At 27.5% G+C, this 11,867-nt stretch carries 12 protein-coding genes; 11 read left to right on the forward strand and 1 reads right to left on the reverse strand.

What is annotated here, in order from left to right; all coding sequences use genetic code 11:
* The first annotated feature begins 69 nt into the window (after positions 1 to 69).
* From rfbD to rfbB, 3 genes are read left to right on the forward strand one after another with little or no spacing between them, the layout of a single operon-like run.
* On the forward strand, positions 70 to 966 hold the full coding sequence (gene rfbD, locus BN2409_RS11310; protein ID WP_053956737.1) for a dTDP-4-dehydrorhamnose reductase: 897 nt from the start codon (positions 70 to 72) through the stop codon (positions 964 to 966).
* An 11-nt stretch (positions 967 to 977) separates the two neighbouring features.
* A complete protein-coding gene (gene rfbC / locus BN2409_RS11315; protein WP_053956738.1) occupies positions 978 to 1,541 on the forward strand; it encodes a dTDP-4-dehydrorhamnose 3,5-epimerase in 564 nt (187 codons plus the stop codon).
* A 24-nt stretch (positions 1,542 to 1,565) separates the two neighbouring features.
* Positions 1,566 to 2,582, forward strand: coding sequence for a dTDP-glucose 4,6-dehydratase (gene rfbB, locus BN2409_RS11320; protein WP_053956739.1), 1,017 nt, complete (start codon positions 1,566 to 1,568; stop codon positions 2,580 to 2,582).
* A gap of 254 nt (positions 2,583 to 2,836) precedes the next feature.
* Here the strand turns inward: rfbB and BN2409_RS11325 are convergent, their stop codons facing one another.
* Complete coding sequence (locus tag BN2409_RS11325; protein WP_053956740.1) at positions 2,837 to 3,052, reverse strand: hypothetical protein; 216 nt, start codon at positions 3,050 to 3,052, stop codon at positions 2,837 to 2,839.
* A 69-nt stretch (positions 3,053 to 3,121) separates the two neighbouring features.
* Here BN2409_RS11325 and BN2409_RS11330 point away from each other — a divergent pair, with 69 nt between their 5' ends.
* The 8 genes from BN2409_RS11330 (at position 3,122) to BN2409_RS11365 (ending at position 11,824) form a co-directional block, all read left to right on the forward strand.
* Complete coding sequence (locus tag BN2409_RS11330; RefSeq protein ID WP_278320242.1) at positions 3,122 to 3,628, forward strand: transposase; 507 nt, start codon at positions 3,122 to 3,124, stop codon at positions 3,626 to 3,628.
* Between the two features lie 353 nt (positions 3,629 to 3,981).
* Positions 3,982 to 4,248 (forward strand): hypothetical protein, encoded by a 267-nt coding sequence (locus BN2409_RS11335; RefSeq protein WP_053956742.1) that lies wholly within the window; start codon positions 3,982 to 3,984, stop codon positions 4,246 to 4,248.
* A gap of 96 nt (positions 4,249 to 4,344) precedes the next feature.
* A complete protein-coding gene (locus BN2409_RS11340) occupies positions 4,345 to 6,693 on the forward strand; it encodes an ATP-dependent DNA helicase (RefSeq protein WP_053956743.1) in 2,349 nt (782 codons plus the stop codon).
* Positions 6,694 to 6,755: 62 nt separating this feature from the next.
* Complete coding sequence (locus BN2409_RS11345; RefSeq protein ID WP_053956744.1) at positions 6,756 to 7,667, forward strand: helix-turn-helix transcriptional regulator; 912 nt, start codon at positions 6,756 to 6,758, stop codon at positions 7,665 to 7,667.
* A 63-nt stretch (positions 7,668 to 7,730) separates the two neighbouring features.
* Positions 7,731 to 7,997: a zinc ribbon domain-containing protein gene (locus tag BN2409_RS11350; RefSeq protein ID WP_053956745.1), complete on the forward strand. Its 267-nt coding sequence runs from the start codon at positions 7,731 to 7,733 to the stop codon at positions 7,995 to 7,997.
* Positions 7,998 to 8,182: 185 nt separating this feature from the next.
* Positions 8,183 to 8,869 (forward strand): response regulator transcription factor, encoded by a 687-nt coding sequence (locus BN2409_RS11355; RefSeq protein ID WP_053956746.1) that lies wholly within the window; start codon positions 8,183 to 8,185, stop codon positions 8,867 to 8,869.
* Positions 8,844 to 10,925, forward strand: coding sequence for a HAMP domain-containing sensor histidine kinase (locus tag BN2409_RS11360; protein WP_053956747.1), 2,082 nt, complete (start codon positions 8,844 to 8,846; stop codon positions 10,923 to 10,925). The genes BN2409_RS11355 and BN2409_RS11360 overlap by 26 nt, the downstream gene beginning before the upstream one ends.
* A 329-nt stretch (positions 10,926 to 11,254) precedes the next feature.
* On the forward strand, positions 11,255 to 11,824 hold the full coding sequence (locus tag BN2409_RS11365; RefSeq protein ID WP_053956748.1) for a xanthine phosphoribosyltransferase: 570 nt from the start codon (positions 11,255 to 11,257) through the stop codon (positions 11,822 to 11,824).
* Positions 11,825 to 11,867 lie beyond the last annotated feature (43 nt).

The following is an 11,867-nucleotide window of genomic DNA, read 5'->3' on the forward strand; positions in this document are numbered from 1 at the left end:
AATGAGTGCAATATTTAAAATAATTAGTATCATCTTAGTATATTGTCTTAGCAAGAAAGGATTATAAAAATGAAATTAATAATAATAGGTGCGAATAGTCAACTGGGATATACAATTTTAAAACAGTTGGATTCTAATACATGGTTTAAAAAGCATTTTTGTAGAAATGATATTCAAGTAATTAAAATATATTCAAATCAATTAGATATAACGGATAATATTTCTATTTTTAAATTTATAGATGAAGTAAAACCAGATGTTATTATAAATTGTGCTGCATATACTAATGTAGATGAAGCAGAAACAGAATATGAAAGAGCATTTCAAGTCAATGCTATGGGACCTAGAAATTTAGCTATTTCTTGTGAAGCTGTGGGAACAAAGCTTATTCATATTTCTACAGATTATGTTTTTGATGGTAAAGGAGTTGTATTAGATAGTAAAATAGTTCCTTATAGAGAATATGATATTCCAAATCCTATTAATGTCTATGGAAAAACAAAGTTATTAGGGGAAAACTATGTAAGGGAGTTTTGTAGTAGGTATTTTATTATACGGACATCGTGGCTTTATGGGAAACATGGGAAAAATTTTGTTAAAGCTATTATTAAGGCAGCCAAAGCAAATGGAAAGTTACAGGTGGTTAATGATCAAGTAGGAAATCCCACAAATGCAGAGGATTTGGCAAAACATGTTCTAGAAATAAGTGCTACAAAGGAATATGGGATCTATCATTGTACAGGAAATGGGGTGGCAAGTTGGTATGATTTTGCACGTAGAATTATTGAATATACTAGAATCAAATGTATAATTGAAGCTGCTAATTCAGAGAAGTATAACACAAAAGCTAAAAGACCTGTTTATTCTTGCTTAGATAATATGATGTTAAGAAGTACGATAGGAGATAATATGAGGAATTGGGAAGAAGCACTGTATGATTTTATAAAAAATGTTTTAAAGATTTAGGAGATAGATTAATGAGTAATTTTAAATTTATAAAAACAAAAATGAAAGGTCTTTATATTATAGAGCAAAATTGTTTTAATGATGCCAGGGGGTATTTTATGGAGACCTATAATGAAAAAGCATTTAAGGAGGAAGGATTAAATATAAAATTTGTGCAAGATAATCAGTCTAAATCTAAAAAAGGGGTATTAAGGGGATTACATTTTCAAAAACAATATCCACAAGGGAAACTAGTACGAACTATTCAAGGAAAAGTTTTTGATGTTGCAGTTGATTTAAGAAAAAATTCTTCTACATTTAAAAAGTGGTTTGGATGTGTATTGAGTGAAGAGAATAGGAAACAAATGTATATCCCTAAAGGTTTTGCACATGGATTTTTAGTATTATCAGAGAAGGCTGTATTTAATTATAAATGTACGGATTTTTATTATCGAGAAGATGAAGGTGGGTATCGTTGGGATGATCCTACGTTTAATATTATATGGCCTATAGAGAGAATAAGGAAATTGTTGTTATCAGAAAAGGATAGAAATTATCCTCTTTTTTATGATGACGAGTTTTATTATAAGTTTTAGTCCATAATAATGGGAGAGAATATAATGAAAACTTATCTAATAACTGGTGGAGCGGGTTTTATTGGTTCTAACTTTATTCATTATATGTTTAAAAAATATAATGATGTTTTTATTATTAATATTGATAAGCTTACTTATGCAGGAAGTCTTAAGAATCTGAAAGATATTAAAAAAAATGGGAAATATATATTTATCAAAGGTGATATTACTGATACAGAACTGATAAATTCTTTGTTTCAAAAGCATGATATTGATTATGTTATCAATTTTGCAGCAGAGACCCATGTAGATAGAAGTATAGAAAATCCTGTGCAATTTATCAAGACGAATATTAAAGGAACTTTTCAATTGTTAGAAGGTGCAAAAAAAGCTTGGTTAAACAAAGATGTATGGAAAAAAGGAAAGAAATTTCTTCAGGTGTCTACAGATGAAGTATATGGATCTTTAGAAGATACAGGATATTTTTCTGAAATAACACCATTAGACCCAAGAAATCCTTATTCTGCTAGTAAAGCTTCTGCAGATATGTTAGTAAAGTCCTATTATCATACATATAAAATGCCTATCAATATTACGAGGTGTTCTAATAATTATGGACCTCGTCAATTTCCCGAAAAATTAATACCATTAATGGTTAATAATTGCTTATATGGAAAAGATTTAACTATTTATGGAGATGGTAAAAATATTAGAGATTGGATTTATGTAGAGGATCATATTGAGGCTATCGATTTAGTAATTCATAAAGGTCAGTTAGGAGAAGTATATAATATAGGAGCAGGTAATGAAAAAACTAATATAGAGATTGTAAAAATAATTATAAATACATTGAGAAATATTTTGTCCAATGATGATACACGAAAAAAATTTATATGTGACAATCAAATTAAATATATTGAAGATAGAAAGGGACATGATAGGAGATATGCTCTTGATACAACAAAGATATCTACAGAATTATATTGGAAACCGAAGATGTTATTTGATGAAGGTATTATAAATACTATAAAATGGTATTTAAATAATAATCAGATAATATAATTCAATAAAATTTACTATATGTACAGATTGTTTGGTACCATTATGAGTACTAAACAATCTGATTTTTAATACTTTTATTTGTGTTTGTTATTACGTATAATAATTTGTTGTTCAATTTTATTTACAATTTCATGTACTTCAGAGGGATAGCCATGTTTTTTTCTTTGATTTCTTTTGTTTTTTCAAGTAAAAGATTAAATTTGTTAGATAAATTATGGTTTGAATCTACAAAAATATTAGAATTATTTTCATTTTTATTTAAAAAGCCATTTAAATCTTTTGCAGACATTTTTAGCATATGCAATACACATCATTCCTATAAGAATAATAATAAAACTGCTTGTAAATATTTCTTGGATGATCTTTTTTGTTTTTTCATAAATTTTTTCTTCTTCTATAATTCCAAGTACTTTCCATCCTGTAAGAGGATTTGTTGTATAAGTGACATAATATTTTATATTATTTTCCACTAGTGTTCAATAAATGAATATAACATCCATTGACAAATACACAAATTTACTATTAATCAAAAATACTTTATTACAAGATTAAAAGCTAATGCTGCAATAGAAGAAGTTGAAGCGCTTAATATTACTTACTCTGAAATTAATCTTTTGGACAATGGAGTAAAAATTATCTATGATAAAATTGTGTTTCTTGGTAATGAATATATAAACAAAACCAAAAAGCAGTATAGAATTATTAAAATTATTGATACCAAAGGAAAAGAATTAATCTTTGTAACAAATATTTTTAATTTATCCAGTGAAGAAATAGCCTTTCTATATAAAAAACGTTGGGAGATAGAATTATTCTTCAAATGGATTAAGCAACATTTAAAAATCAAAAAATTTATAGGTTATAGCTTAAATGCAGTAATGAATCAAATCATAACGGGTATCATTGCTTTTATCATGTTGCAATTAATTCAACAAACTACAAAGACATCCTACGGATTATTGAAAATTAAGCGTTTAATCAAACACTCCATAACTAAGTTAGTAAATACTACAACATTCAGATGGAATACTTGGCTTGGAAGTTAACTGAGAAATAATTCCATAAAAATAATTAAGCTAACGTTTCTGCAGATAAGTGCGTCTGTTTTTAATGGAAATATATTCCTTGTAGTAAAAACAGTATAGTTCTTTAAATGAGCGCATAGAACTTATAAAAGTCAATAGTAATATTATCTAAAATTTGAACACTAGTGATTCAATATATTGTATTGAAATTTTTATGATATTCTTAAAATATGGAAAAAAATAATGGATAAAATGATCTATGTAGTGTACTCAAACAATTTAGTGCTTAAGACAAGGGAGATTGTAGCACATATGGCTGAAAGTATGAGTATATTAAAATAAAAAAGAAAAGTTTATTTAGGAGGCAATAGATCATGTCTTTTTTCAATCTTCCCCCTGATACATTTTCTATATTAGCTACACTACTTGGATTAGGAATAGCCAACGGATTAGATTTAAACCAACAAAATTCATTAGGAAATTTTATTGAACAGCTAGGACAAACTATATTGACTGTTAGTGCACAAGCCCAATCACAACAATCACAACAAGAGCAACAACAGCAAAATGAGCAGATTCAATTGCAGATTGAATATCTAAAAAAACAAATTGAATATCTTGAAAAGCAAGTAAAGAAATAATTTATCTTATATTTCTTCATAAATAAGAAATAAACTAGAAAAATTCTTTTTAGTTATAAAAACCATATATTCCAAATAAGTGAGAGGTTGACGAATATGAGTAATACAAAAGAAATAAAAATATCTGTTAGAAATCTAGTTGAATTTATACTTCGTTCTGGAGACTTAGATACAAGCTTTAGAAGTATGACAAGGGCTGTAGAGGGAACAAAAGCTCATCAAAAAGTTCAAAACTCTAAAGATGAAAATTATGAAGCAGAAGTTACCCTAAAACATAAATTTGAATATAAAGATTATAGATTTTTAATAGAAGGAAGAGCAGATGGAATCATCAAAGAAAATACTTCTATCTGTATAGATGAAATAAAATCTACTACAAAGCCCCTTGAAATGATAGATGAAAATTACAATGAAGTTCATTGGGCACAAGCAAAATGCTATGCATATATTTATGCTCTTCAAAATGAATTAGACAAGATAGATGTTCAGTTAACTTATTTTCATTTGGAGACTGAGAAAATTAAATATTTGAAAAAAAGTTTTAGCTTTATGGATTTAGAAAGTTTTTTTTATGAAATCATAGACAGGTATATGATCTTTGCAAATTTTACTTCTGATTGGGCTTATATTCGTGATTGTTCAGTAAAAGACTTAACATTTCCTTTTGAAAAGTATAGGATTGGACAAAGAAAACTTGCTATTTCAGTTTATAGAACTATTAGAGATGAGAAAAAATTATTTGTACAAGCCCCTACAGGAATAGGAAAAACCATATCTACTCTTTTTCCTACTGTAAAAGCATTTAGTGAAGGTCATACTGCAAAGATTTTTTATTTGACAGCAAAGACCATTACACGTCAAGTTGCTGAGGAGGCTTTTACAAAAATGAGGGAAAGAGGATTAAGATTTAAGACTCTAACATTAACAGCAAAGGATAAAATCTGTTTTAAGGAAGAAAGAATGTGTGAACCAGAATACTGTGAATATGCAAAAGGACATTTTGATAGAGTCAATGATGCTATTTTTCACATACTTCAAAAGGAAGATGAATTATCAAGAAAAGTAATAGAAGAATATTCAAGAAAATATCATGTCTGTCCTTTTGAACTTTCCCTAGATTTAGCTACATGGGTGGATGCATTGATTTGTGATTATAATTATATATTTGATCCTAGAGTATATTTAAAAGGCTTATTTGAATTTTATCATAATGATTGTACTTTTTTAATAGATGAAGCACATAATTTAGTAGATAGAGCAAGAGAAATGTTTTCAGCTACTCTTTATAAACAGCCTTTTTTAGAACTGAAAAAAATATTTAAAGATCAAGAGCCTAGGATTGCAAAAGCATTAGATAAAATCAATGGATATATGTTAAAGATAAAAAAACTTTGTGAGAATCAAAATCACTATGTTCAAAAAGAAATGTTTGAGGATATATTGTATTTATTAAATAGACTCATTTCTGAAAGTGAAGAATTTTTAGCAGAAAAAAAGGGAAAGAAAGGCTACCAAGAATTATTGGAAATATTTTTTGATTGTTTGACATTTATAAGAATCGCCGATCTTTACGATGAGAGATATGTAACTTATGTAGAGAAGGAAAATAAAGATGTGTTACTAAAAATGTTTTGTCTAGATCCTTCTTATTTATTAAGTGAAGCAATCAAGAGAGGAAAATCAGCCATATTTTTTTCAGCTACTTTAACACCTATAGAATATTTTAAGAATATTTTAGGTGGAGATGAAAAAGATCAGACAATCATACTGCCTTCTCCATTTCATCAAGAGAATCTTTGTCTTATGATAGGAAGTAACATTTCAACTAAATATAAAGATCGTGAAAATAGCTATGATTCTATAGCAGATTATATAAAATCAATTGCATCTAAACGAAAGGGGAATTATTTAATTTTTTTCCCATCCTATAAATATATGCAGGATGTTTATGAAATATTCCAAAGAAATTATCCTGAATATGAAACAATCATACAATCCAATACCATGAATGAAGAAGAAAGAGAAATATATTTATCAGCATTTGAGACAAATCCTGAAAATACGTTCATTGGTTTTGCTGTAATGGGAGGAATATTTGGTGAGGGAATAGATCTAAAAGGGGACCGATTAATAGGGGCAATTATAGTAGGGGTAGGACTTCCACAGATTTGTTTAGAGAGAAATATCATAAAAGATTATTTTAACGAAAAAAACAATAATGGATTTCATTATTCATATACTTATCCAGGAATGAACAAAGTCTTACAAGCAGCAGGAAGGGTCATTCGTACAGAAAAGGATAAAGGGGTAGTACTTTTAATAGATGAAAGATTTAATTATATTACTTATAAAAAAATATTTCCCAGGGAATGGAATCATAGCCTCAATATAAGATCAGAAAAAGAGATGATTAAGATATTAGAGAAGTTCTATAATGAAAATTAGACTATTGTTGTCAGTTTCTTTTTTGTTTTTAAATTTTTGTTATAATATAATAGGTGATTAAAATGAAAATTAATAGACTCATGGAAATTATAATTATTTTATTAAATAGAGAAACTATAACATCCAAAGAGCTTTCAGAAAGGTTTGGAGTATCACAAAGGACAATCTATCGAGATATAGATATATTGTCTAGTGCAGGAGTACCTGTATATATGAGTAAAGGAAGAGGGGGAGGAATTTCTCTTTTAAAGCATTATACTGTAAGCAAAGTTATTCTTTCAAATGAGGAAAGAGATCACATGATTTTAGGACTAAAAACTCTACAAGCTACAAACCACCTATCAATAGATCATACTTTAGAAAAATTAAAAAGTATTTTTGGAAATATGAATGGATTGGATTGGTTAGAAGTTGATTTTACCCATTGGGGAAGTAAAAGAAATATGGATGAAAGATTTGAGATGATCAAAAAAGCAGTTTTAGAGCAAAAAATTTTAGAATTTCAATATGTAAATTCTAAAAATATTAAAAGGGAAAGAAGAGTAATGCCTTTTAAAATCATATTTAAAAGTAGAGCTTGGTATTTGTTAGGATTTTGTTGCGAAAAAAAATGTGGGAGAATATTTAAAATCACAAGGATGAGAGATGTAAAAATGACAAATGTATCTTTTGAAAGAAAAGAGATTGAAAAATTTTTTGAAGGTATCAAAAACAATGATGGATTGGTTATGGTTCAATTAAAGCTTCTTTTTGATTCTAATATGCTGTATAGAATTATTGATGAATATAGTGAAGATCAAATATTGGAACAACCCGATGGGACTTATATAATAAAAGCAGAATTTCCATATGATGAGTGGATTTATTCTCATATATTGTCTTATGGGGATCATGTAGAGGTTATTGAACCTGAGTTTGTAAAAGAAGAAATAAAGATAAGACTTAAAAATATAGTAAAAAAATATAAAATATGACATATAGATGTCATATTTATTTTGCTATTATAGATACAAATAAGAAAAAGGAGTGTGTCTATAATGAAAACAATGTATTGTCAAAGCTGTGGAATGCCTATTTTAGATGAAAAAGAAATGGGATTTAATGAGGATGGAAGCAAAAATAAGGACTATTGTGTGTATTGTTTTGGAGAAGGTAAATTTAGAGGAGATATGACAATGAATCAGATGATTGAATTTTGTGTACCACATATGGTTAATGCACATCCTCATATGAGTGAAGAAGAGGCAAGAAGAAATTTAAAGGAATTTTTACCTACCCTGAAAAGATGGAAAATAAGTAAATAAAGATTTAAAAAAGAATGAGCATAAAATTACTAATTTAGTGATTTTGTGCTCATTCTTTTAATCTTAAGGAAATCTTAAGAATTGTATCAAGAATTTGTTAAGATTTAGATGATATTATGTCTTTAAAGAAAAATATAAAGGATGTGGTATAATATGTACAAAATTATATGTAGGGGTGATCCTTCTTGAACATATTAGTGTGTGACGATGATAAAGAAATACTAGATGCTATAAAAATTTATTTAAGCAATGAAGGCTATAAAATTTTTAAAGCGTCTAATGGAATAGAAGCTTTAGAGATCATAGAAGAAAATGAAATTCATCTGATTATTATGGATATTATGATGCCTAAAATGAATGGATTAAGAGCTACCATGAAAATCAGAGAAGATAAGAATATACCTGTTATTATGCTTTCTGCAAAATCTGAAGATACGGATAAAATAATGGGATTGAATATGGGAGCAGATGATTATATAACCAAACCATTTAATCCATTAGAACTTATTGCAAGGGTAAAATCTCAGCTTAGAAGATATACCTCTTTAGGAAGTTTTGAAATGAGAAGTAATGTATTTCAAACAGGAGGCCTTGAGATTGATGATGAAAGTAAGATTGTAACAGTAGATGGGGAAGAAGTAAAATTGACTCCTGTACAATACAAAATTTTAAAGCTTTTAACTCAAAATGCAGGAAGAGTATATTCTATAGATGAAATATATGAAAAGGTGTGGAAAGAAACTGCCTTCAATCCAGAAAATACAGTAGCTGTACACATAAGAAAAATAAGAGAAAAGATTGAGATCAATCCAAAAGATCCAAAATATTTAAAGGTGGTGTGGGGGATTGGATATAAAGTGGAAAAATTATAGTCATTCATGGATTACAAAAATTATTGTTTTTATGATAGTAATACTTTGTTTTAGTAGTGCAGTAACACTGATTTTAAATTTAATAGGTGTTAAAGAAATAGATATAGAGCTTGCTTTTGAAAACAATTACTATAGTGGAAAAGAATATAGGCGTCAATTAGAGTCTATAACTGAGGATGCTATTGAATTGATGAATGAATATAAAAGTGAAGAGTATATTTTAAGTGGTAGGACTGTTACGGAAGAAGATATAAAGACAGAAGAAGAAAATTTATATTCAGATTTTAAATATGATGAAAAACTTTATAATTATGAGTTATCTGATGTGGAAAATTATAAAAGATTTCAGGAGATATATGTAGATAAAATTTCAAAAATAAAAGATGAATTGATTCAAAAAGATTTAGAAGAATATAAATCATGTTTAAATAGAATGGAACAAAATAAAGACTTTATATATTATTTAAGTACTTATGTAGATGATATAAAAAAAGTGTATTCCAATAGTGAAAATATAAGTAAAGAGTATTTTAAATCTCATCCTTCTTATATTATAATTGACTCATCAGAAGAAGAAATTTATCCACAAAATATTGAAAAAACAATGTATCGTTATGGATATTTATCAATGGATGAAGTAAACCCACAAAATCAAGTCATGTATATTGCACTTAAAGAGGATTCTGCTCATGACAAAATAGAAAAGTGGAAAAAAGATAAAGCAATTGTAATGGACTATTTATATAAGATTATAGTATTTGTAATTGCTACTTTAGCTAGTTTAATTTATTTAATATGGATTATAGGGAAAGATTATTTTAAAGAAAAGGAAGTTCATTTAAACTTTGTAGACAAAATATATAATGATATCAATATAGCTATGTGTTTGTCTCTTATTATATTATGGTTTGCATTTATGCAGGGTGTATTTCATAACAACTTATACAAAATTATATTTCCAATTACTTTTTTGATAGGTACATTTGGACTTATATTGATTTTATCGTTAGCAAAACATATTAAAAATAAAACTCTTATAAAGCATACACTTACTTTTAAGGTATTATATAAGTTTTATGCATTTATAAAAGATATTTTTGATAGTGGAAGCACAGCTGTAAAGATTGTAGTGATTGTCATAGGATATCCAATTTTAGTTGGTTTAACATTTTTTATGGCTCCTATTACCATAGGAATAGGAGCTTGGGTAGCATTAAAGAAAGTAAAAGAATTTAATGCAATCAAAGAAGGTGTAGAAAAAATAAAAAATGGAGATATCCATCACACTATAGATATATCTAAAGGTGGAGAGTTTAAAACACTTGCTTCTAATATTAATAGTATTACGGAGGGATTAAATAAAGCAGTAGATAATGAATTAAAAAGTCAAAGATTAAAAACAGAATTGATTACAAATGTATCTCATGATATTAGAACACCTCTTACTTCTATTATTACCTATGTGGATTTATTAAAAAAAGAAAAGGATCAATCTAAGAGAGAGGAATATATAGAAATCATAGATCAAAAATCTCAAAGATTAAAGATATTGACAGATGATTTGTTTGAAGCCTCCAAAGCTTCTAGTGGGGATATGCCAGTAAATTACGAAAAAATAGATATGACATCTTTGATTACTCAGGGGTTAGGGGAATTAAATGATAAGATAGAAGCATCTAATCTAGAATTTAAAATAAACCATCCTAAAGATAAAGTATATGTAAAAGCAGATGGAAAATTATTATGGAGAGCTATTGAGAATCTATTATCTAATATTTTTAAATATGCTCTTAAAGGTTCTAGGGTATATATAGATATGGAAGAGTTAAAAAATGAGGTTGTTTTAACTGTTAAAAATATATCAGCTTATGAACTAAATATTTCCTCAGATGAACTTATGGAGCGTTTTAAGAGAGGCGATGAATCAAGAACTTCTCAAGGAAGTGGACTGGGATTATCCATTGCTAAAAGTTTAGTTGATCTTCAAAGAGGAAGTTTTCGTATAGAAGTAGACGGAGATTTATTCAAAGCTATTATAAAAATGCCAAAGTATTAAAAAATAGTTTTAGATAATAATCACCAAAGGAATATCCCTTTGGTGATTTATTATTCAATATGAAAATCATTTAAAAGGGAAGGAAGAAAAATTATCCTATTGGTCAAAAAATATGTTATAATGCTATATAATATATGTGCAATGGAATAAGGGATAGACATTTAAAAGTTCCTAATTGGTGATATTAATTATCAGACCATAAGGTATAGTGTTTATAGCTATCTATAAAATGTAACACCTTAATCTAAATTAAGGTGCTTTTTTATATTATTTTTTGAGGAAAATACTTCTATAATAGGATATATTGTGAAAAGGATAAGGTGATAGAAATGGAAAAATTAGAAAAAAGAATTTTAGAAGATGGACAGGCACTAAGTGAAACTGTATTAAAAGTAGATGCTTTTTTAAATCATCAAGTAGATCCTCAATTGATGTATGAAATGGGAACTTATTTTAAAAAATATTTCAATAAATATAATATTACAAAAATACTGACAATTGAAAGTTCTGGTATTGCACCTGCTGTTATGACTGCTATGCAAATGAATGTACCTATGATTATATTGAAAAAAAGCAAATCAAAAACTTTAAAGGATGATATTTATCAAACAACAATACATTCTTTTACCAAAGGAGTAGATTATGAGTTAACGCTCTCTAAAAAATATATTTTGCCAGAAGATCGAACTTTAATTATTGATGATTTTTTGGCGAATGGAGAAGCAGCATTAGGAGCTGTACGTTTAGTAGAAGAAGCAGGAGCCAAGGTTTGTGGCATTGGGATTGTTATTGAAAAATCTTTTCAACCTGGACGTAAAAAGCTAGAAGATCAGGGATATGATGTGTACTCTTTGGCTAGAGTTGCTAGATTAGATAAAAATTTAATTCAATTTGTATAAGAATAAAAAATACATTTTATAGAAATGAAATCCATAAGAACAA

This window comes from Inediibacterium massiliense (assembly GCF_001282725.1).
Lineage (GTDB): Bacteria > Bacillota > Clostridia > Peptostreptococcales > Thermotaleaceae > Anaerophilus > Anaerophilus massiliensis.

Coding starts and splice junctions, on each gene's coding strand:
- BN2409_RS11350 (WP_053956745.1), top strand. CDS start 7,731: ATGAAAACAATGTATTGTCAAAGCTGTGGAATGCCTATTTTAGATGAA.
- rfbC (WP_053956738.1), top strand. CDS start 978: ATGAGTAATTTTAAATTTATAAAAACAAAAATGAAAGGTCTTTATATT.
- rfbD (WP_053956737.1), top strand. CDS start 70: ATGAAATTAATAATAATAGGTGCGAATAGTCAACTGGGATATACAATT.
- BN2409_RS11340 (WP_053956743.1), top strand. CDS start 4,345: ATGAGTAATACAAAAGAAATAAAAATATCTGTTAGAAATCTAGTTGAA.
- BN2409_RS11365 (WP_053956748.1), top strand. CDS start 11,255: ATGGAAAAATTAGAAAAAAGAATTTTAGAAGATGGACAGGCACTAAGT.
- rfbB (WP_053956739.1), top strand. CDS start 1,566: ATGAAAACTTATCTAATAACTGGTGGAGCGGGTTTTATTGGTTCTAAC.
- BN2409_RS11335 (WP_053956742.1), top strand. CDS start 3,982: ATGTCTTTTTTCAATCTTCCCCCTGATACATTTTCTATATTAGCTACA.
- BN2409_RS11345 (WP_053956744.1), top strand. CDS start 6,756: ATGAAAATTAATAGACTCATGGAAATTATAATTATTTTATTAAATAGA.